At 64.4% G+C, this 19,841-nt stretch carries 21 protein-coding genes; 8 read left to right on the top strand and 13 right to left on the bottom strand.

Annotated features, from left to right (window positions below):
- The first annotated feature begins 36 nt into the window (after positions 1–36).
- Complete coding sequence (locus tag HG250_RS11490) at positions 37–798, top strand: 16S rRNA (uracil(1498)-N(3))-methyltransferase (protein WP_170005451.1); 762 nt, start codon at positions 37–39, stop codon at positions 796–798.
- 39 nt (positions 799–837) lie between these two features.
- Complete coding sequence (locus tag HG250_RS11485; protein WP_170005450.1) at positions 838–2,208, top strand: glutamate--cysteine ligase; 1,371 nt, start codon at positions 838–840, stop codon at positions 2,206–2,208.
- Here the strand turns inward: HG250_RS11485 and HG250_RS11480 are convergent, their stop codons facing one another.
- From HG250_RS11480 to HG250_RS11460, 5 genes are all read right to left on the bottom strand, one after another.
- A complete protein-coding gene (locus HG250_RS11480; RefSeq protein ID WP_170005449.1) occupies positions 2,209–3,597 on the bottom strand; it encodes a methyltransferase family protein in 1,389 nt (462 codons plus the stop codon).
- Between the two features lie 48 nt (positions 3,598–3,645).
- On the bottom strand, positions 3,646–4,992 hold the full coding sequence (locus HG250_RS11475) for an outer membrane protein assembly factor BamB family protein (protein WP_420821333.1): 1,347 nt from the start codon (positions 4,990–4,992) through the stop codon (positions 3,646–3,648).
- Positions 4,993–5,015: 23 nt separating this feature from the next.
- Positions 5,016–5,828: a tetratricopeptide repeat protein gene (locus HG250_RS11470; RefSeq protein WP_170005448.1), complete on the bottom strand. Its 813-nt coding sequence runs from the start codon at positions 5,826–5,828 to the stop codon at positions 5,016–5,018.
- A gap of 184 nt (positions 5,829–6,012) precedes the next feature.
- Positions 6,013–7,251: a glycosyltransferase family 4 protein gene (locus tag HG250_RS11465; protein ID WP_170005447.1), complete on the bottom strand. Its 1,239-nt coding sequence runs from the start codon at positions 7,249–7,251 to the stop codon at positions 6,013–6,015.
- Complete coding sequence (locus tag HG250_RS11460; protein ID WP_170005446.1) at positions 7,251–8,117, bottom strand: alpha/beta fold hydrolase; 867 nt, start codon at positions 8,115–8,117, stop codon at positions 7,251–7,253. The genes HG250_RS11465 and HG250_RS11460 overlap by 1 nt, the downstream gene beginning before the upstream one ends.
- A 96-nt stretch (positions 8,118–8,213) precedes the next feature.
- On the opposite strand from HG250_RS11460, the gene HG250_RS11455 reads away from it, so the two are divergent.
- Positions 8,214–9,626 (top strand): protein adenylyltransferase SelO family protein, encoded by a 1,413-nt coding sequence (locus HG250_RS11455; protein WP_170005445.1) that lies wholly within the window; start codon positions 8,214–8,216, stop codon positions 9,624–9,626.
- Between the two features lie 158 nt (positions 9,627–9,784).
- Positions 9,785–11,200 (top strand): succinylglutamate-semialdehyde dehydrogenase, encoded by a 1,416-nt coding sequence (gene astD, locus HG250_RS11450; RefSeq protein ID WP_170005444.1) that lies wholly within the window; start codon positions 9,785–9,787, stop codon positions 11,198–11,200.
- Between the two features lie 33 nt (positions 11,201–11,233).
- Here astD and HG250_RS11445 read toward each other — a convergent pair whose 3' ends face one another.
- Together HG250_RS11445 and HG250_RS11440 are read right to left on the bottom strand one after the other, a co-directional pair.
- A complete protein-coding gene (locus HG250_RS11445) occupies positions 11,234–11,944 on the bottom strand; it encodes a hypothetical protein (RefSeq protein ID WP_240957094.1) in 711 nt (236 codons plus the stop codon).
- A gap of 269 nt (positions 11,945–12,213) precedes the next feature.
- Positions 12,214–12,684, bottom strand: coding sequence for a glycine zipper 2TM domain-containing protein (locus tag HG250_RS11440; RefSeq protein WP_240957093.1), 471 nt, complete (start codon positions 12,682–12,684; stop codon positions 12,214–12,216).
- 219 nt (positions 12,685–12,903) lie between these two features.
- Between HG250_RS11440 and rarD the strand changes: the two genes are divergently transcribed.
- On the top strand, positions 12,904–13,815 hold the full coding sequence (gene rarD, locus HG250_RS11435; protein ID WP_170005443.1) for an EamA family transporter RarD: 912 nt from the start codon (positions 12,904–12,906) through the stop codon (positions 13,813–13,815).
- 3 nt (positions 13,816–13,818) lie between these two features.
- On the opposite strand, the gene pyrC is transcribed toward rarD, so the two are convergent.
- The gene (gene pyrC, locus HG250_RS11430; RefSeq protein ID WP_170005442.1) at positions 13,819–14,862 is read right to left on the bottom strand and encodes a dihydroorotase; all 1,044 of its coding nucleotides are present in this window, start codon (positions 14,860–14,862) and stop codon (positions 13,819–13,821) included.
- A gap of 81 nt (positions 14,863–14,943) precedes the next feature.
- Between pyrC and ygfZ the strand changes: the two genes are divergently transcribed.
- Entirely contained in the window at positions 14,944–15,684 is a 741-nt protein-coding gene (ygfZ, locus tag HG250_RS11425) for a CAF17-like 4Fe-4S cluster assembly/insertion protein YgfZ (protein ID WP_170005441.1), read from the top strand.
- A 10-nt stretch (positions 15,685–15,694) separates the two neighbouring features.
- Here the strand turns inward: ygfZ and HG250_RS11420 are convergent, their stop codons facing one another.
- A complete protein-coding gene (locus HG250_RS11420; protein WP_170005440.1) occupies positions 15,695–16,303 on the bottom strand; it encodes a TetR/AcrR family transcriptional regulator in 609 nt (202 codons plus the stop codon).
- A gap of 143 nt (positions 16,304–16,446) precedes the next feature.
- On the opposite strand from HG250_RS11420, the gene HG250_RS11415 reads away from it, so the two are divergent.
- Positions 16,447–17,337, top strand: coding sequence for a metal-dependent hydrolase (locus tag HG250_RS11415; RefSeq protein WP_170005439.1), 891 nt, complete (start codon positions 16,447–16,449; stop codon positions 17,335–17,337).
- 31 nt (positions 17,338–17,368) lie between these two features.
- Here the strand turns inward: HG250_RS11415 and HG250_RS11410 are convergent, their stop codons facing one another.
- From HG250_RS11410 to rplU, 3 genes are all read right to left on the bottom strand, one after another.
- Positions 17,369–17,542 (bottom strand): hypothetical protein, encoded by a 174-nt coding sequence (locus HG250_RS11410; protein ID WP_170005438.1) that lies wholly within the window; start codon positions 17,540–17,542, stop codon positions 17,369–17,371.
- A gap of 457 nt (positions 17,543–17,999) precedes the next feature.
- Positions 18,000–18,269: a 50S ribosomal protein L27 gene (gene rpmA / locus HG250_RS11405; protein ID WP_170005437.1), complete on the bottom strand. Its 270-nt coding sequence runs from the start codon at positions 18,267–18,269 to the stop codon at positions 18,000–18,002.
- A gap of 13 nt (positions 18,270–18,282) precedes the next feature.
- Positions 18,283–18,633: a 50S ribosomal protein L21 gene (rplU, locus tag HG250_RS11400; RefSeq protein ID WP_170005436.1), complete on the bottom strand. Its 351-nt coding sequence runs from the start codon at positions 18,631–18,633 to the stop codon at positions 18,283–18,285.
- Between the two features lie 209 nt (positions 18,634–18,842).
- Between rplU and HG250_RS11395 the strand changes: the two genes are divergently transcribed.
- Positions 18,843–19,397, top strand: coding sequence for a hypothetical protein (locus HG250_RS11395; protein ID WP_170005435.1), 555 nt, complete (start codon positions 18,843–18,845; stop codon positions 19,395–19,397).
- Here HG250_RS11395 and HG250_RS11390 read toward each other — a convergent pair.
- Positions 19,394–19,837, bottom strand: coding sequence for a molybdenum cofactor biosynthesis protein MoaE (locus HG250_RS11390; protein ID WP_170005434.1), 444 nt, complete (start codon positions 19,835–19,837; stop codon positions 19,394–19,396). The two genes, HG250_RS11395 and HG250_RS11390, sit on opposite strands and share 4 nt — an antisense overlap.
- Between the last annotated feature and the right edge of the window lie 4 nt (positions 19,838–19,841).

Raw genomic sequence — 19,841 nt, 5'->3', positions numbered from 1 at the left:
TTGCGTCGTAGAGGCTTGCGCGCGTATCGCAAGGCGATGCCCGCCAAACCCGCCTGGCCCCCACGCAGCGCGCCGCGCCTGTTTGTGTCACACACCCTGTCCGAAGGGGCCGAGGTCGTAGTTTCTGGCAATCAGGCACATTATCTGGCCCGCGTCATGCGCGTGGGTGAGGGCGATGCGGTCGTGCTCTGCGACGATGTCACCGGTGAATGGGCCAGCTCCGTCGCTTCAATTGCGAAGCGCGAGGTAATCCTCCGTTGCGACAACCGGCTCCGCCCGCGTGAGTCGGTGCCGGATTTCCACCTCTACGCCGCTCTGCTGAAAAAACCCGCCTTCGATCTCGTGCTCGAGAAGGCGACGGAACTGGGCGTGGCGGAGATCAGGCCGATGCTGACCCGCCGTGGCGTGGCGGACCGCCTCAATCTCGACCGCGCGGCGACCATCGTGACCGAAGCCGCCGAACAATGCGCGCGAACCGCCCTGCCGATCGTTGCCGAACCGGAAACGCTGGACAGCATCCTGCGCGACTGGCCCGCAGACCGCATGCTGTACTTCGCCGACGAGCTTGGCGGAACGCCCGCCGCCACCAGCTTTGCCGCCGGAGCGCGGGATGGTCCGCACCCCGCCGCCCTGCTCGTCGGCCCCGAAGGCGGTTTCGACGATGCGGAACGCGCGGCGATCCGCAGCCTGCCACAGGCGCGGCCCATCAGCCTAGGGCCGCGTATCCTGCGCGGGGAAACTGCCGCCATTGCAGCTATCGCGGTCTGGATGGCCGTTGCCGGCGACTGGAGCAATTAGCGCTTCCCTCGCATCGCTGCCGCGATTAACGCCCCGCACATGAGCACGCGCGAGACCTCTTCTGCCGACGATCCGATTATCGAGAACCGGGACCAGCTGGTCGCGCCGATGCAGAAGGGCGAGAAAGTGCCTGCCGACTGGCGGATCGGCACCGAGCACGAGAAGCTGGTTTTCAATCGCGCCGATCACCACGCGCCCAGCTATGACGAACCCGGCGGCATTCGCGACATGCTGCTGTCGCTCCAGGAATTCGGCTGGCGTCCGGTGGAGGAAGGCGGCAGGATCATCGCGCTCACCGGAATCGATGGCGCAGTCAGCCTCGAACCTGCCGGGCAGCTCGAATTGTCGGGAGCGCCGCTTGCCAATCTGCACGATACCTGCGCGGAAACGGGCCGGCACCTGGAACAGGTGAAGGCCATCGGCGAACGCTGCGGCCTCGGCTTCCTGGGCCTCGGCATGTGGCCCGACAAGACCCGCGCCGAACTGCCGATGATGCCCAAGGGCCGCTACGAAATCATGAAACGGCACATGCCGCGGGTGGGTTCGCTCGGCCTCGACATGATGCTGCGGACCTGCACGATCCAGGTCAATCTGGATTATGGATCCGAAGCGGACATGGTCAAGAAGTTCCGTGTCGGTCTGGCGCTGCAACCGCTCGCCACCGCGCTGTTCGCCAATTCGCCTTTCACCGAAGGTCGGCCGAACGGCTATCTTTCCTATCGCAGCCATATCTGGTCGGACACCGACCCCCACCGCACGGGGATGCTGCCCTTCGTTTTCGAAGACGGCTTCGGCTATGAACGCTGGGTCGATTACATGCTCGACGTGCCGATGTATTTCGTTTTCCGCGACGGGAAGTATATCGATGCTGCGGGTCTTTCCTTCCGCGATTTCCTCGGCGGGCAACTCTCCGTCCTGCCGGGGGAGAAACCGCGCCAGAGCGACTGGTGGGACCATCTGTCGACCGCCTTCCCCGAAGTCCGGCTGAAAAGCTTTCTGGAAATGCGCGGGGCCGACGGCGGACCCTGGAGCAGGATCTGCGCCCTGCCCGCATTCTGGGTGGGCCTGCTCTACGATCCCGCCGCTCTCGATGCTGCGTGGGCGCTGGTGAAGGACTGGACGATGGCAGAACGGGAGGAACTGCGGAACGCCGTGCCCCGCCTCGCTCTCGATGCTGAAATACCCGGCGGGCGGAAACTGCGGGATCTCGGCCGCGAAGTGCTGGCCATCGCCCGGCAGGGGCTGACCGCACGCGCCAGGTTCAACGCCAGCGGCGACAATGAAACCGGCTTTCTCGAAACTCTGGACGAGATCGTGGCGAGCGGGAAAGTGCCCGCGCAGCATCTGCTCGACAAATTCCATGGCGAATGGAACGGCGATATTTCCCGCGTCTATAAATACAGCTTCTGACTATTCCGCAGGGTGCCGCGAGGTTGCCGGTAGCGCTGCAGTTTCGTCTGATCTGCCGGGAACCCAGCGTCTGAACGGATCGGTGATCACGCCGAGCAGCCGGGTTACCGGGGCGTGGCGCGCAGCCCATGCATGATAGTCACGGTACTTCGCGTCTTCCGCCAGCAGATGCGCTTCTTCGGTACGGGCGCGCCAGTAATAGATCCCGCTGACGCAGGCGAGAAAGACGGTGTTGCGGATGGCGTCGACCGCGGACCCGCTGCTGACGAGGAACGGCAGCACCGTCAGCCACCAGAACAGGTTCTTCGCGACATAGGCCGGGTGCCGGGTCAGCCGGTAGGGGCCGTTCGTCAGCACACCGCGATAGGTGAGGTTGGAAAAGCGGATGCCGAATGCCACCGTCGCCCAGGCATAAAGCGCCGTCAGCGCGACAAGCAGCGCGCCCCACAGATAGAGCAGGGCGCTGTTCCCCTCCAGCCAGTAGGCCCAGCCGGGCGTAGCGACCTCGTAGGCAAGGATACCGTTCTCCCCCATGAAGGCGAACACCAGCGGCGGATAACAGATGAGCGCGGCAATCCATGCGCCGAGGAACGGATTGCCGCTGCGGATGTGCGAATCGAGTGGGCGCAGCGTCAGCAGATAGCCCACGGTGCCGATCTGCACATCGATGACGAACAGCAGTTCGAACAGAAGAACGGACAAGGCGACCGGGTTCGAGGCCAGCCCGGACAGATCGTCGCTGACCACCGCCGCGAAGCCTGCGGGCAGGATGGACAGCATGAAGGCTGCGAAAAATCCCTTGATGCTCCAGGCCCGCCAATGCCGCAGGACCAGCGACTGGTCCGCATCCTTCCCGCCCAGAATCGCGCGGCCGAAATGCCAGGCACCGTCGCGCGGTTCCACCAACACCCGGTCGACCCACAGAACATAGGGAATGGACAGCGGCACAAGGAGGACCGCCGCTGCCGCCAGCACCTCCATCGCGAACAGATATTGCCCCGACCAGTACCATCGCGCCAGGCAGTAGAAGGATGCGATAATCGCCCAGGTGATCCACAGACCTGTTATCTTCGTCAGCGACACGGGCAGGTCGGCGCCCCAGGGCCGCTTCGCCTGCCAGTCGATGCCGGTGGACGGGCGGCGATGCACCTTGTCCACCAGCAGGGACCACAGGATCATCGGCACGGCGGAAAAGAACAGCGCCGCCAATGCCGCATGCGGGCCCGCCATGCGCATTCTCGGACCGGGCAGCGCCAGCGCTTCGGCAATATCGGGGTAATTGCGGCAGAAGGCGATCCAGACCAGCAGACCGCACAGGCCGGCAAGCCCCACGCCCGCCGAGACATCGCTGGGCGGGCGCTGCAAAGCCGTTGGTGCTGCCGGAATCATGCCCTGCGCCTTAGCCGAAAAGGGTTAAGCACAAGGTAAGCGCCGCCTTCAGCGAAACGCGCTGATCGTGCCGCTGTCGTCCAGAACATACAGCGTCTGGCCGGCGACGATTGGCGCGAGCGAGACCGGCGCATCCAGTTCCCTGAACAGGCCGGCCGCCCCTTCGCCCGCGCTGACGCGATAGACCTGCCCTTCGCTGTTGGCGATCCACAATTGGCTTCCCGCCAGCACCGGCCCGGTCCAGAAAATCTGGCCCTTGCGGTCCTCTTCATTCCGGTAGCGCGGCAATTGCGTCATCCAGCGCACCTTGCCGGTGGAGCGCGCAATAGCGAGCAGGCGCGCGTCGTCGGTAAGGGTGAAGATCCATTCGCCAGCGACCGCAGGCGTGGAAATGCCGGCAAGGTTCAGTTCCCAGATACGCTGCCCCGTCACCAGTTCATAGGCCGCCATCCGGCCGCCCTGACCAAGAGCATAGACGCGGCCATCCTGAATGATTGGATCGGCATCGATATCGGTCAGCGATCCCACCTGCGTTGAAATCGACGTCCGCGCCAGGGCATCGGCCCACAGGACCCGTCCGTTTTCATAGCGGTAAGCGGCGAGTTCGCCAGAGCTGTAGCCTGCGATCACCGTTCCCTGACCCGCTGCCGGTGCCGCCACGCCGAACACGCCTGCCTGCGTTCCGGCACCCGATTCCTGCCACTGTTCCTCGCCCGTTGCGGCATCCAGCGCATAGATCTGGTTGTCCTGCGTCATCACATAGACAGAACCGAAGGCGATGGTGGGCGCGCCGCGCAAGGGACCTGCCGGTTTCACTTTCCAGACCTCTTCGCCCGTGCTGGCGTTCAGCGCGACGACTTCGCCCACACCGTTGGTGGCATAGACCCGCCCGTCGGCATAGCTGGCACCGCCCCCGAAGGCAGAAGCCTCGAGATTGCTGGCCACGGCCATGCGATAGGTCCAGACGGGCGCGCCGCCTGCGGCGTCGAACGCCCTGACCACGCCGCTGGTGTCGACGACATAGAGCCTGCCATTACCCACAACAGGCGCTGCGGCAAGGCGGCGCCGGTTGGTGCTGCCCGCGATGTCGGTCTTCCAGGCGAGGGAAGGATCGCTGGCGAGCGCCAGATGGCCATAGGCCTTGCTGGCGGTGCCCCCGGCCTGCGCCCAGTCACTATTCGCCTGCGCCGGCGGCAGGACCACGGCCACGCTGGCGAGTGCCGGGTCGACCTGCGCGCCGCTCTCGATACGGGAGAGGATCGGCGTGCGTTCACCGACGGTGGGCGTCGTCGCCGGGCCGTCACCGCCCCCAAAAATGCCACATGCCGACAGGCCGAAGGTTACACCGGCCAGAAACGCGTAGCGCGAAAAATTCTTGCGAGACATGGTTTTCATTATCGATCCTGTTTCGCGGCCCTTCACCGGGTCGCTTCGGGAGTCTGTTGAACAGCGCCTGCCGAAGGGCCAGTAGCTGCGCCTGCACCCTGCTGCGCCAACAACGCCTCGACATCGACGATCGCGTCCACGCCTAGCTGGCCGGCAATCTGCCGCGCCCGTGAACGGAGCGAGTCCGGAACATCGCCGGCCTTGGCGATTTCGGCGAACAGATTGCCTGCGCGCTGGGTATTGCCCGCCTCCAGATGCGCCATGGCGACGAGCTCGGCGGCGCTGCCGAAGAAGGGATTGCCGGGAACGGCAAGGCCTTCGAGCCGGTTGATGACCTGCTGCGGCGGCAGACTGTCGAAACGGGTGGCGACCTCCCGGATCGTGGCTAGGTCACGCAGCGCTGCGGGCGCATCCTCGTCCGCACCGACGGCTGCGAACAGGCGCGCGGCATCGTCCGCCCTCCCCTGCTCCAGTGCGATACCGGCCTGAAGCATCCGGGCGGCGCTTTGCGGACCGGCGGCATCGCCAGTCGCCAGCGGCTCGAGCAGTTCCCCGCCCGTGTCGAGATTACCGGCCTCGATCTGATCGAGCGCGCCGATCAGGGCTTCGGAACGGCGCTCCATCTCGCCTTCCTGCCGGCTCTGCCAAAATAGCCACCCGGCGAAAGCGGCCAGCACCAGCACCAGCAGGACGATGAGCGGAATGCCGAAACGCTGTGCGAAATCAGAATATCGGTCCTGCCGAACGGCGTCGTCCACCTCGCGCAGCATCATGTCGTCCTGTGCGGCCTTCTGCCGCCCGGCGCGATCTGCGGGTGTGAGGGAATTGTTCGGTCTGAGGGCCACGCGCGGTCTGTTCCGTCTGTTGAGATGAATGGCGGGTCTTTAAGGTCCGAAGGCGCTTACCGCAATGCCATGCAGCGAAAGCGGCGGGGATCTCCCCCGGCAGGCTCGTTCCCAATTCGGCCGGGCGCGCTGAATAGGCGATGAAGACGAGCGGCGCGGTAAAGATGGCCTTGGCAGTAAAGGGTCAGGACCAGTCCTTCCGCCCCATGGCGGAACCGTACAGGCGGCGATAGGCGGCGATCATCTGCGCTTCGTCATATTCGGCTGCGGCCCTCTGGCGATTGGCCGCGCCGATGCCGGCGCGCAGTTCTTCATCGCCCGCCAGCTTCGTCAGGGAAGCGGCCAGTGCATCATCGTCATCGGCTACCGCAATGAAGGGCACATTCGCATCGGCCACCATGTGCGGCAGATCGCCGACGGCGGGGGCCGCCACGGGCAGGCCCGCCGCCATCGCCTCCACCACCGAGATCGGGAACTGTTCGCTGTCGGAAGACAAGGCGAATATGTCGAACAGGCCGATATAACGGGCAGGATCGGCGACGAAGCCCGGCATATGCAGCCGGTGCCCGACATTCAGGCGATCCGCTTCCTCCGCGATCCTCTCACGCTCGTCCCCGTCGCCCACGATGACGAGTTGCCATTCCTCGGGCAGCGCGGCAAAGGCGCGAACCAGGCGCGGCAGGTTCTTCACGGCGCGCAGGCCCGCCAGGGTGCCCACCCATTTCTCATCGGCACGCTTGATGACCCCGCGCAAGGCGTCGCGGCGCGGAAGCTTGCCAAAGGCCGAAACGTCGATCCCGTTGGCTATGCGCTTCACCCGGCCCAGCGGCTGGTCCCAGACGTCCAGCGCGATTTCCTCCAGCACTTCGGACGGCACGACGAGGCCGGAGGAGCGCGCCAGGGCGATCTTCCGGTACCAGTTCCGCAGCCGCTTGGGCTTGCGGCGTTCGTCCTCGTTGAAGCCATCCTCGTGGTGGATGAGCGGCGGGAGGCTGAATGCGTCGCTGAACAGCGTATGCGCCATTACCGCATCCATCGCGCCCCAATTGAAAGTCAGCACCAGATCGTAGCCCGCCATGGCCCGGGCCAGTTGCTTGAGACGCCCCAGAGTCGGCCTGCCCTTCAAGGCGGGGAAATCGTCCCGCAATCGCAAGGCGATTCGCGGCGAAATCTGCTGCGCCGCTTCCCGCCTGTCGGGTACGCCGGATACGATCGTATGCGCGGCAGCCTGTCCGAACGCATTGATGAGCCGCACGTCGCGCAGTTCCTTGCCGCCTGCGGCAAAGGTCGAATGCAGATGCAGGATATGCGGTATATTGCCGCGCGCGGACTCCTGCCGCGGTGCTTTCGCCTTCGGGACCGCGCCGCGCCGACCACGGGTGCCATTTTTTCCGCGCGGTGAATTGCCCCCTGACTTCCGCATCACGAAACGCGCGCGAGCAGCCGGTCGATCGCGGCGCGGGCTACCGGCTCGTCAAGCTGGGGCGCATGGCCCACATCGGGCACCACCACGGCCTCGGCATCGGGGTTGCGCTCCACCATACGGTCAAGCGTCCGGTCCGCAAACAGATCCGACAACTCGCCCCGCAGGATCAGCACCGGCCGGCCCGCCAGCGCATCGTAGGCCGGCCAGAGATCGGGCGGCGCGGCACCTTCGTCGGCGGCGAAAGGTTCGGCGATTCCCATGTCGTAATCATAGCTGATGCGCCCGTTCTGGCCGAGCACCATGATGCGTTTCGCCATGTCCAGCCAATCATGCGTCGAATGGTTCGGAAAGGCCGAACAATGCGCGTCCTCCAGCGCGCGGGCGGCGTGCATCCAGGTGGCATAGGTGCGGCCCTGCCCGACATATTCGCGGATGCGCGCGAGGCCCGCCTCTTCCAGTTCCGGGCCGATGTCGTTCAGAACCGCGCCGGCGATGCGGCTGGCATCCTGCGCCGCCATCATCATCGTCATCAACCCGCCGAGCGAGGTGCCGATGGCGACCACACGCTTGGTCCCAAGCTCATCCAGCAGCGCCGTCACATCCTCGACATAGGTGGCCGGATCATAGCTGTGCGACAGATCGGCATAGGCGCTCTGCCCCCGCCCCCGCATTTCCGGCACGATCACGCGCCACTGCGGCGCCAGATGCTCCGCCAGATCGGCGAAATCGCGGGCGTTGCGGGTCAGGCCATGCAGGCAGAGTACGGGAGGGCGCCCATCGGCCGCGTTGCCGGCGTAATCGCGATAATGCAGTTCAAGCCCGTCGGCGCTGGTCCAGTACCGATCGGCAAAAGATTTCGTCATGATCGCGTTTCGTTTCCGCAGTCCGGCCCGCGCGGGGGCCACAGGAACAGGATGCGCCGGCTTGCCATGCCGCCGGCGCATACCCATTATCGCGTGATGCGAACCGAACCGCAACCCGCCCCCTATCGCCCTGCCCCTGAAATCCTCGCCCTGGCGGACTGGCTGGGCGACGCTGTCGAACCAGCCCGGTTCCCGAAGCATGTCGTGCGCTTCCGGAACGAGCGCTGGGCCGATGCGGTGGGGCTCGGAGGGATGGACGATGCAAATTGGGCCAGCCACTTCGCCGGTTTCGAGCCGCTGCGGGATAATCTGCAGACCCCGCTGGCGCTGAGATATCACGGCCATCAGTTCCGCACCTATAACCCGGAACTGGGCGACGGACGCGGCTTCCTGTTCGCGCAGCTTCGCGACGGAGCGGGCCGGTTGCTCGACCTCGGCACCAAGGGTTCGGGGCGCACGCCCTACAGCCGCACGGCGGACGGGCGGCTGACGCTGAAAGGCGCCATGCGCGAGATCCTGGCGACGGAGATGCTGGAGGCGCTGGGCGTCGATACCAGCAAGACCTTCTCGGTCATCGAAACGGGGGAGGAACTGCACCGCGGCGACGAACCGTCGCCCACCCGCTCCGCCGTCATGGTGCGTTTGTCGCACGGGCATATCAGGATCGGCACCTTCCAGCGCCTCGCCGCGCTGGACGAGGCGGCGCATATGCAGGCGCTGATCGCCTATTGCCTTCAGCAATTCCCCGGATCGCTGCCGCCGGACGACGCGCCGGGATGCGATGAACCCGCGATCATCCTGCTGCACCAGGTGGTCGAACGCTGCGCCGACTTGGCGGCGGCATGGATGGTCGCAGGGTTCGTTCACGGCGTGCTCAATACCGACAATATCAATATCTCGGGTGAAAGCTTCGATTACGGACCGTGGCGTTTCGCACCGCGATGGGATCCGGGCTTCACCGCCGCCTATTTCGATCACCAGTCGCTCTATGCCTTTGGACGGCAGCCCGAAGCGATGCACTGGAACTGCGGGCAGTTGGCCATAGCCCTGCGGCTGGTAGCGGACGCCCCGCCGCTGATCGCGGCGCTCGACCGCTTCGTTCCCCTGTTCGAAACAGCGATGCAGCGGCGCTGGTGCTGGCGGCTGGGTGTGGCATCCTCCGGCACCGAAGCGGATACGCATCTGATCGAGCAAAGCGTCGCCGCGATGCGGGCAGAGCAGATGTCGCCGGACCGATTCTTCTTTTACTATCGCGGCGGGCGCAATGCGACAGGCGATCTGGCCGACGCGCTGGCAGACCGGGACGCAGTTGCCATGCATGGACCGGATTCGGATCTCTGGTCCGGCGAAGCACCCTCGCTGCATATCGAGGAAGTCGAGGCGCTTTGGGCACCTATTGCCGAACGTGACGACTGGCAGCCCCTGTATCGCAAGATCGAGGATATACGCGCCTTGGGTGCTGCACTCGGTGCTCCGCCCGCATCGGCGTGCTCCGGTGCCCGAGTCTGAACCGCTGCAAGGCCAAGGCTTCAGCGAGGGTGGAACGCGCATGGATTATCTCTGTAACGAGCCTGTCCGCCGTGCCATGGTGGCAATCCGTTTCCCGCCGCCGGGCACGGGATGCGGCACCTGCAATGCCTGACCATATTTGAGATTTGAGGGACATCTTGGCTGCTAACGAGATCATTTCGTACGAGGCTGCGACCGGCAAGGAACTGTGGCGAGGAGCGGCGGGCGACGTCGGCGAAACCGTCGACCTTGCGCGGCGCGCGTGGCCGGAATGGGCCGCAAGACCGCTCGCGACGCGGATCGAACTGGTGCGCCGATTTGCCAACGAGGTCCGCAAGACGAGCGATGCCTTTGCCGAACTGATTTCGCGCGAAACCGGCAAGCCCTTGTGGGAATCGCGTACCGAGGTCGAAGCGGTGATCGCCAAGGTCGAGATCTCGATCACCTCCTATGCCGAACGTACCGGGCAGAAAAAGCTGGACAGCGCGCTCGGCGGATCGGCGGCGGTCCGGCACAAGCCGCATGGGGTGATGGCGGTGCTCGGCCCCTATAATTTCCCGGCGCATCTGCCCAACGGGCACATCGTCCCCGCTCTGATCGCCGGCAATGCCGTCATCTTCAAGCCGAGCGAGAAGACTCCGGCGGTGGGTGAATTCCTGCTCGGCTGCTTCCACCGCGCCGGTGTGCCAGCAGCGGTCGTGCAACTGCTGATCGGCGGACCGCAGGAAGGCAAGGATCTGGTTGCCCACCGCGACATCGACGGGGTGCTGTTCACCGGATCGGCGCAGGCAGGAATTGCTATCAACAAGAAGCTGGCCAGCAACCCCGGCAAGATCGTCGCCCTGGAAATGGGCGGCAACAACGCCATTCTGGTGCTGGACACGCCCAAGATACAGGATGCTGCCGTCACTATTGTCCAATCGGCTTTCACCACCGCCGGCCAGCGCTGCACCGCCGCGCGGCGGCTGATCGTCAAGGCCAGCATGTACGACGCGATCATAGACGAGGTGAAGCGGCTGGCGGATCGCATCATCTTTGACGAACCCTTCGCCGACCCTGCCCCCTTCATGGGGCCGGTTATCGACAATCTTGCTGCCGACCAGCTGACCGAAAGCTTCCTCTATCTGCTGTCAAACGGCGGCAGGGCGATCAAGCACATGAAGCGCCCCGACGACGATCTGCCCTTCGTGTCACCGGCGATTATCGATACCACCCGGCTGGAAGACCGCCCCGACGTCGAATTGTTCGGCCCGCTGCTGCAGGTGATCAAGGTCGACAGTTTCGACGAAGGGATCGCGGAAGCGAACAACACGCGCTTCGGCCTCTCCGCTTCGCTGATCGGCGGCACGCCGCAGGATTACAACCGTTTCTGGGCCAGCATCCGCGCCGGGATCGTCAACTGGAACCGCCCGACCAACGGCGCATCGTCGAAGCAGCCTTTCGGCGGGATCGGCCTGTCGGGCAATCACCGGCCGGCCGCCTTCTATGCCGCCGATTATTGCGCCTATCCCGTCGCCAGCACCGAAATGGACCAGCCGCGCGCCAGCGTCGGGGTCGGGTTCCGCGACGGGTGACCGGCGGAAACTGACTGGTCACCCTTCTACGCTTCAGCTTCCACTGGTGACGAGGTCAACTTCCGTGGTGCCTTCGCCAGCCGGCCGGGCATAGACGACATAGGACGCAGCGCCCTTGTTCCCGCTGAGCACCGAATCGCCGTCCTGCCGGATCTGTTCCGCCCCGTAACCATTCGTTCGCGCCCTGGTGGCGTAGAAGGCCAGCACATCATCGATGGAAACCGGCGTCAGGAAACTGACGACGCGGAGCGAGCAGGCGCCCTCGTCGGTTCCGGCAGCCTCCTGCGTGGCACCGCGCGGATAGACCGGGAACGCGGCAGGCAGACGGGCGGCCCAGGCAGAAGAATAGGCCACCTTCTCGGTGCAATTCGCGCCTCCGGGCTTCACGGCGCTGCGCGCTGCCGCCGTCAGAGCGGAATCGTCCGGCACCCGGGCGCCATATTCCCGCGCGGGGGGCGCCGGGCGCAGCTGGTCCGCACCGCCGACCAGCGCCGCAGCCTCCTGCCGCGCCGCCGCGACCTGCTGCGAACCGCGCTGCTGCGGGGACAGTGCAAGAGAGGACGAATCCTCGCCCACCAATTCGGGGTCGACCATCACCGCACCGTCGTCGAACGCGCCAGCGTTCGGATCGTCCTCATTGCCGCACCCGGCCAGCAAGGCGGTGGACAGAAGCAGGTATCCCGCACCGAAACGACGATGCATGCTGTCGCGCATGGCCGGGGTGACGGCTGCTTTTCGGGCCATTGGTATTCTCCGCAATTCGCTACGATCCGATCTTTATGTGTGACCGGTGTGCACGAAGATCGCGGCAAAGTCCCCTCGGAATGCGACCATTATGCATCCCTGTCCCGAAAGGGGATGAGGAACAGCGCAGACGTTACCTGCGCCATAGCAGATCTGCCGAAGCCGGAATCAAGAACGACCCCCGCCGAAGCGAGAGCCGCTCTTCACGGCCTGGTGGGTGCCGTGCCTGACCGCCGGCGATGGCGGCCAAAGTGAAACTACAGGCTGGATCAGCGGCAGCGCGAACCGCCGCGATCCACTTCGCGCCCCAGCAGTGCCCCGCCTGCCGCACCGAGGATCGCGCCCAGCGTCCGATCACCGCGGCCGGCAATCTCGCGTCCGGCAAGGGCTCCGGCTGCACCGCCGATAAGAAGACCGGTCGTGCCGTTCTTCTTCTGGCAATAATACCGGCCGTTATCACCGCGCCACACCCGCGTATCGCGGCGGACCGGGTCGCCATAGCGATCGTAATCCGAATAGTTGCTGCGGCGATAATCGTCATACCGGTCGCGGCGGTCCTGCTTGTAATGGCCACGCTTGCGCCCATGATCGAACGTCAGGTCGCCAAAGGCTGCGGCCTGGGCGACAGGTGCTGCATTAAAAGAAACGGCGGCCTGCGCGGGCGCGATCATGGCAAGCGCGGGCAGGGCGCCGGTCATGACGATGGCGAAGGCTGCTTTCTTGATGATGGATGGGGTCATCGTTCTATCCTTTTTTCTGGCGTTTGCTGCGACTGGGTGAGTGACGCCCGTTCGATTTGTTCAGTCTTAGGCTGCTTTTCCTGAACAGGCAGCAACGCATCGGACTTTTGTGAATTTTGCGACGAAGCGAGTTTCTTTGGCCGACCGGCTGCGCGCAAGAAGATGTCGCCAGCCGATAGTGGTTGCCGTATGTTCATCCTTTGCCTAGGCGCAACGGCGATGGAGACGGATGAGAACACGCCCCCGCCCTCCGGCCTCGGGGCCGCGCTGGGCGCCTATGTCATCTGGGGCTTCCTGCCGCTCTATCTGGTCCTGGTGCGCTCGGTCCCGGCGGTGGAATTCGTTGGCTGGCGGATCATCTTCACCCTGCCCATCTGCCTGATTATCGTGGCGTTCCGCCGTCAGGCCGCCGATGTGCTGCGCGCCTTGCGTAACCGGCGGGTCGTGCTCACGCTGACGGCGAGCGCTGTGCTCATCGGTCTGAACTGGCTGGTCTATGTCTGGGCGATCCAGAAGAATTACGTCTATGCGGCCAGCCTCGGCTATTACATCAACCCGCTGGTGAATGTCCTGCTCGGCACGATCCTGCTGAAGGAGAAATTGTCGCGCGCGCAATGGATTGCGGTGGCGCTGGCTGCGGCGGGCGTTGCCCTGCTGCTCGGCGGTGCCCTGACGACGCTGTGGATCAGCCTCACCCTCGCGCTCAGCTTCGGCACTTATGGCTTGCTGCGCAAACAGGTTGATGTCGGCTCCCTTCCCGGCCTGACGATCGAATCGGCCATTCTCCTGCTGCCGGCGGCTGGTATCGCCTGGTGGTTTGCCGCCAGCCCGCAGGGGTCGGCCATCGACGATTCGCTGACATTGACGCTGCTGATCGGCGCGGGCGGTGCGCTCACCGCTTTTCCGCTGCTGCTGTTCGCCATCGCGGCGCGGCGGATGAGCTATTCCACCCTGGGCTTCATCCAGTTCCTGGCGCCGACAATCGTCTTCATCCTGGGGCTGACCGTGTTCGACGAGGAACTGAAGCTGGTGCAACTGGCCTGCTTCATCCTGATCTGGACGGCGGCGGCGATCTTCATCTGGGATCTCTGGTCCCGCCGCGACCGGGCCGCCAGACCGCTCAGGCGGTAAGCATCACTCCACCAACCGCCAGCCGATCACCTGGCCCGCATGATAGGGCACGATTTCTCCACCCGCGATGGTCAGCGATTCGGGTACCTGCACTTCAGCGCGTTGCAGCGTCACGGTACCTTCGTTCAGCGGCAGGCCGTAAAATCGCGGCCCGAATTCGGAAGCGAAGGCTTCCAGCCGATCGAGCGCATTCTCTTCGTCGAATACGGCGGCATAGCTTTCCAGCGCATGCGGTGCGTTGAAAATACCGGCGCAGCCGCAGGAGGATTCCTTGGCACCGCGTTCATGCGGCGCACTGTCGGTGCCCAGAAAGAATTTTGGCGATCCCGATATCGCAGCCTTGCGAAGCGCGATCCGGTGCTCCTCGCGCTTGGCCACGGGCAGGCAGTAGAAATGCGGCCGCAAGCCGCCTGCCAGAATGGCGTTGCGGTTGATCTGCAAATGCTGCGGCGTGATCGTCGCCGCAATTTTCGGCCCCGCCGACTGCACGAATTGCACGGCTTCGCTGGTCGTGATGTGTTCAAACACGATCTTCAGATCCGGCAGGTCGCGCACCAGCTTGTCCAGGATACGCTCGATGAACACCGCTTCCCGATCGAAGATATCGACCTCGTGATCGGTCACCTCGCCATGCACGAGCAGTGGCATGCCGGTCTGCTGCATCCGTTCCAGCACCGGCATGATGTTGCGAACTGCCGTAACGCCTTGCGCGGAATTCGTGGTGGCATTGGCGGGGTACAGCTTGGCTGCGGTGAAGATCCCGGCGGCAAATCCCCGCGCTATTTCAGCAGGGTCGCTGTCGTCGGTCAGATAACAGGTCATCAGCGGCTGAAAGCTGCGGCCCTCCGGCAGCGCCGCCAGGATCCGCTCGCGATAGGACTGCGCCGCCGCCACGTCCGCAACGGGAGGCGACAGATTGGGCATCACGATGGCGCGGGCGAATTGCCGCGCCGTAAAGCCGAGAACGCCCTGCATCATCACTCCGTCGCGAAGATGGACATGCCAGTCGTCCGGGCGGCGGATGGTGATGGTCTGCTGCTGTGTCATGCGCCCCGCTCTACCGTCGCTACCGAAGATGCACCAGACCCGCTGCCTTGAAACGTGATCCGCCAGACCCAGATTCAGCGCATGACATCCGGCAGACTGTTCGACCGCGCGATCATTCGCATCACTCCTCAGGATGAGAAGGAGGACGCCGCCGCGTTTTTGCAGGGGCTGGTCACGAATGATGTGTCGGGCGATCTGCCGGTCTGGGCCGGCTTGCTGTCGCCGCAGGGAAAGACGCTGTTCGATTTTTTCGTCTGGCAAGGTCCTGGCGATTCGCTGCTGATCGATTGCGAGCAGGCTGCTGCCGACGATCTGGCGAAACGGCTGTCGCTCTACCGCCTGCGCCGCAAATTGACGATCGAACGCGACCCGGCGCTGGTTGTTTTCTGGTCCGCCGAGCGTGAGGATGGTGCCACGCCCGACCCGCGGCTGCCGGACCTTGGCTGGCGCCGTGTAGGCGAAGCGGAAGGCGGAGAACGCGATGTTTCCGATCCTTACAGGCAGCATCGCCTGTCCTGTGGCGTGGCCGAAGGGCAGGCCGAAATCGGCAATATCCTGTGGCTGGAGGCCAATGCGACGGAACTGAACGGCGTCAGCTTTTCGAAGGGCTGTTATATCGGGCAGGAAAACACCGCGCGGATGAATTGGCGGCAGAAGGTCAATCGGCGGGTGGTGGTGGTGCCCCTGTCCCGGTCTGAGGAAAAACGGCAGAAGCTGGCCTACCCTGCCCTGGATCTGGCGGTCGATCATCTTCGGGTGGAAGCGATCCAGCCGGAATTCGTGCCTGATTGGATGCGCCCGGAAAAACCGGCCAGCAACTGACCACCGCATTTCAGCCGGGTGCCGGCATCCCAAGCATGTCGGGCATGTCTTCGGTCAGCAGCCGTTCCGCCCGGTCCCGCGCGGCGCCGGCGGGCAGGCCTAGCGATTTCGCCAGCGCCCTGCCCATCAGCGCATCGCCCAACGCCAGAAGAACGAGAGTGAGCGTCTGTTCATGCACTGTCGCCGCACCCCGTGGCGGGATCGCATCATCCGCTGCCAACTCGTCCACCAGCGCGTGAATGGCTTCCACGATCGGATCGAGCGCATCCTCGTTCCCGGTCAGGATCATCCAGCTGGCAAGCGCACCCGCTCCTTCGCGATCGAATGCATCGAACGTCAGGTCGACGACCTCCCGGGGGCTGCCGAAACCCGCGCGGCTCGCTTCCACAGCCTCGCGAATGGTGACGCAGACGGTCTGCGCCAGATGCTGCGCCAACGCCTTCTGCAATCCCGACGCGGAGCCGAAATGGTGGAGCAGATTGGCATGGGTCCGCCCGACGCGCGCAGAAACCGCCTTCAATGTCACGGCTTGCGGCCCGGCCTCGATCAGCAGACCCCGCGCCGCCTCCAGCGCGGCGGTGCGGGATTCCTCGGGAGAGAGGCGCTTTCGGGTCGCCATGAACGTCCTTGTCCTTGCCGGGCCCTCTGAATGATGAGGGTAGCGGCGCTTTACTCCATCAGAATGCTTTTGCAACGATGCTTATTGACATTAGTGTAAGTAGTGGTTAGTTTTTCTTAACAGGCAATCTTTTCGGAATGATCATGAACGCACCAGCCAAATTCGCGCCGGCACCGATAGACACTTACGCCGGCTCGCCCACGCCCGACGACCTGGAACTGAACATCCGCGACCGGCGCTTTGCGCGCGATGGCGAAACGGGCCGCTGGTGGCTGAATGGCGACCCGGTGGCGACCGCGTGGTTCAACGCGCTTTCGGCGACCTTTCCTCGCGGCGAGGCTTTCTTCGTTGACTCCGTCAAGGCCAATCGCGAAGGTGCCCCGCCCCGTCTGGCGGCGGAAATCCGCGCTTTCGTCAAACAGGAAATCAACCACACCCGCGAACATATCGTATTCAACAAACAGGCCGAACGGTCCGGATATGACATTTCCTTCATTGATCGCCGGGTCGAGGAGATGCTGGCGCTCACCAGGGGCCGGCCGGCCTATGTCAATCTGGCCGCGACCATGGCCCTGGAACATTTCACCGCCATGCTGGGCCACGAATTGCTGGCCGATCCTGTCCATCTGAAGGGCGCCGAAGGGGAACTCGGCGATTTGTGGCGCTGGCATTCGGCGGAAGAGGTCGAGCACAAGGGCGTCGCCTACGATACCTGGCTGCATGCGACGCGCGACTGGAGCCGGTTTCGTCGCTGGCGCGTGAAAAGCCTGTTGATGCTCATCGTATCGCAGCGTTTCGTGATCCACCGAATGCAGGAAATGGCGAAGCTGCTGGAGCAGGATGGGCTGACCGGATGGAGATGGAAGGCGAAGATCGCCGCCTATCTGTTCTGGAAGCCGGGCTTTCTGCGCCGCATCGTTCCCCAGTGGTGTGCATATTTCCTGCCCGGATTTCATCCGTGGAACCATGACGACCGTGCGCTGATCAACCAGTACGAAGGTTCATTCGAGGATGCCTTGCTGCCTGCGGAGTAAGGCTGCCGGCGGGCAGGCGCGGGCGGCCCGGTCAGGCGGCATGCGCTTCCCTGCCAGCGGCCAGGTCGATCTCGAACAGTGTCGCTGCCTGCTGGCCCGACAACGCCCCTCCTGACGCCGTAGCCGCGCCCTGCGCCACGAAGCCGAGCCGGACCAGCAGACAGGCACGCCATGAATGACCGAGCATCCGGGCGATCGACAGCATGGCATCCGCCAATTCAGTCGCACGCCCTTCGCGGCAGTGAGCTTTGCCGATCCATCACCCGATTCGCATTCATCCGCTTTCATCCCGCCGCGAGGCGACGCCCACCGGCGAAGGCGATGGCATCGGCGCGTATGAGCGGCCAGGAGGGTGCAGCGGCATCGACCGGCTGCACGGCACCAATTTCGTTTAGCAGGACGTCGCGATCTTCCGGTCACGCCGGGCGCAGGAACAGGTTTCGGTCGCGGTGGAATATCGTCGCATTCTCCTGTGCCCTCAACGCAAATGCCGCCGGATCGTGAAAGATTCGCGGCACGGAGATGACTAAAATCTCATCTTGCGGGTAAATCAAACGACAAGAGGGAAACGGGAGGCGCTCTTCAAGCGATCCCGTTTCCCTCTTCAGCCGAAACATTTTTCCGGCACAGGCTTCCGCTTCCGGCAGCCGCGTCAGTAAACCTTACTCAGCAGCCCGCGCCGCCGCGTCGACCGAAACATATTTCCGGCCCAGCTTGCCAGAATGGAAGCGGACACGCCCTTCGATCAGCGCGAAAAGCGTGTGATCGCGGCCCATGCCGACGTTTGAACCGGGGTAATATTTCGTGCCGCGCTGGCGAACGATGATGTTGCCGCCGATGACTTCTTCGCTGCCGAACTTCTTCACGCCAAGGCGCCGGCCGGCCGAATCGCGGCCATTGCGGGATGAACCGCCTGCTTTCTTATGTGCCATTGCGCTCTACCTCTTACTTCTGGTCCGCCGCCACGGCGGGGGATGCTGTCTTCGCTGCAAGCTTGTCGCCGCCGACGGCAGTGATACGCAGAAGTGTCATCTGCTGCCGATGGCCGGCCTTGCGGCGGTAATTATGACGGCGACGCTTCTTGAAAACCGTCACCTTGTCGCTTTTCGCCTGGGCGATGATCTCGGCAGAAACGGTCACCTTCGACGCATCCTGCATGCTGTCGCCTTCGCCGGCCAGCAGGACATCGCCCAGATTGACCGTATCGCCGGCGTCACCGGCGAGCTTTTCGACTGCGATCTTGTCTCCGGCGGCTACCCGATACTGCTTGCCGCCCGTGCGCACTACTGCGAACATGGTGCCATTACCCTTAATCAATTGCTGTGCCGCCCCGCCTGCGTTCCAGTGACGAAACGGCGCGCCGGACTGCCCGCGATTTGCGGACAACCGGAAAGATGGCTGCCGTTAAGGGAGAACGCATTCGAAGTCAACGCTTGCCCTCTGCGAAACGCCGTTTTCCGCACATCGGGCTGGCAAGCGGAACCGGTGCTGCTATGACGTGCCCGATGATGCGTGATGGCAACCATAACCGGCAATTCCCTGCTTGTGACCGGGGTACCGCGCGCGTTTCGCTGACGCTTGTTCTGGCCGCCCTGGTGGCGGGATGCGCCAGCGACGGGCGCTATCCCTCGCTGGCCCTGCGCGATGCAGAACGCGCCGAAGGCAGTTTCGAGCCCGTGACGACAGACATACAAGCCCCCCGGCCTGCCCCTCTCGCCACGGCAGCAGAAAATCGCCTCGGCGGCCTGGTGGCGACTGCGCGCGAATCCCATGCCGCCTTCCGGGCCGCCGTACCTTCCGCGCGGCGCGCAGTGGCGGCGGGTGCCAATGGCGGCGTGACGTCGGACGCCTGGGCGGCGGCGCAGGTGGCTCTTGCCGATCTCGACAGCAAACGGAGCGCAACATCGGTGCCGCTTGGCGATCTCGATATCCTCTATGTCGACAGCACCCTCGCCTTCCAGGAGATCGAGCAGGTGGCGCAGGCGCGGGATATTGTCATCGCTCTTGTAGCCGAGGAGGATCGCATCCTGCAGGAACTGCGCGCGCGCATCCGCCTCTAATCCCACCGCGCCAGGTCCGCATGATCCTGCCCGCGCGGTGCAATCCAGTGCCAGCCATCATCGCGCTTCTCGCGCTTCCAGAACCATGCCGCGCTCTTCAGATGGTCCATCGTGAAATCCACCGCCGCCAGGCTGTCCCGCCGGTGCCGCGCCGCCGCAGCGACCAGCACGATCGGCGCGCCGGGCCGAAGAAAACCGATGCGATGCCACGCCAGAATGCCTTCGAGCGCGAATCGCTCCATCGCCTTTCGTGCCAGTTCTTCCATGCCCGGCAGCGTCAGTGGCGGGTAATGCGTGAGGTGCAACGCCTTTACATCGCCGTCCGGCCGCACTTTCCCGACGAAGCTGGCGATCCCGCCGCTATCGGGATTGGCACGTGCGAAATGCGCCAGCGCCTGCCCGGCCGAAAATCCTTTCTCCAGCAATCGGGCGTCGATCACCGAT

Source organism: Pseudopontixanthobacter vadosimaris (assembly GCF_012979275.1).
Taxonomy (GTDB): domain Bacteria; phylum Pseudomonadota; class Alphaproteobacteria; order Sphingomonadales; family Sphingomonadaceae; genus Pseudopontixanthobacter; species Pseudopontixanthobacter vadosimaris.
The sequence above is the reverse complement of the archived record's forward strand: the minus strand, read 5'-3'. Positions and strand labels throughout refer to the sequence as shown.

Coding starts and splice junctions, on each gene's coding strand:
- HG250_RS11490 (WP_170005451.1), top strand. CDS start 37: ATGCCCGCCAAACCCGCCTGGCCCCCACGCAGCGCGCCGCGCCTGTTT.
- HG250_RS11485 (WP_170005450.1), top strand. CDS start 838: ATGAGCACGCGCGAGACCTCTTCTGCCGACGATCCGATTATCGAGAAC.
- HG250_RS11480 (WP_170005449.1), bottom strand. CDS start 3,597: ATGATTCCGGCAGCACCAACGGCTTTGCAGCGCCCGCCCAGCGATGTC.
- HG250_RS11475 (WP_420821333.1), bottom strand. CDS start 4,992: ATGAAAACCATGTCTCGCAAGAATTTTTCGCGCTACGCGTTTCTGGCC.
- HG250_RS11465 (WP_170005447.1), bottom strand. CDS start 7,251: ATGCGGAAGTCAGGGGGCAATTCACCGCGCGGAAAAAATGGCACCCGT.
- HG250_RS11460 (WP_170005446.1), bottom strand. CDS start 8,117: ATGACGAAATCTTTTGCCGATCGGTACTGGACCAGCGCCGACGGGCTT.
- HG250_RS11455 (WP_170005445.1), top strand. CDS start 8,214: ATGCGAACCGAACCGCAACCCGCCCCCTATCGCCCTGCCCCTGAAATC.
- HG250_RS11445 (WP_240957094.1), bottom strand. CDS start 11,944: ATGGCCCGAAAAGCAGCCGTCACCCCGGCCATGCGCGACAGCATGCAT.
- HG250_RS11440 (WP_240957093.1), bottom strand. CDS start 12,684: ATGACCCCATCCATCATCAAGAAAGCAGCCTTCGCCATCGTCATGACC.
- rarD (WP_170005443.1), top strand. CDS start 12,904: ATGGAGACGGATGAGAACACGCCCCCGCCCTCCGGCCTCGGGGCCGCG.
- pyrC (WP_170005442.1), bottom strand. CDS start 14,862: ATGACACAGCAGCAGACCATCACCATCCGCCGCCCGGACGACTGGCAT.
- ygfZ (WP_170005441.1), top strand. CDS start 14,944: ATGACATCCGGCAGACTGTTCGACCGCGCGATCATTCGCATCACTCCT.
- HG250_RS11420 (WP_170005440.1), bottom strand. CDS start 16,303: ATGGCGACCCGAAAGCGCCTCTCTCCCGAGGAATCCCGCACCGCCGCG.
- HG250_RS11415 (WP_170005439.1), top strand. CDS start 16,447: ATGAACGCACCAGCCAAATTCGCGCCGGCACCGATAGACACTTACGCC.
- HG250_RS11410 (WP_170005438.1), bottom strand. CDS start 17,542: ATGCTGTCGATCGCCCGGATGCTCGGTCATTCATGGCGTGCCTGTCTG.
- rpmA (WP_170005437.1), bottom strand. CDS start 18,269: ATGGCACATAAGAAAGCAGGCGGTTCATCCCGCAATGGCCGCGATTCG.
- rplU (WP_170005436.1), bottom strand. CDS start 18,633: ATGTTCGCAGTAGTGCGCACGGGCGGCAAGCAGTATCGGGTAGCCGCC.
- HG250_RS11395 (WP_170005435.1), top strand. CDS start 18,843: ATGATGCGTGATGGCAACCATAACCGGCAATTCCCTGCTTGTGACCGG.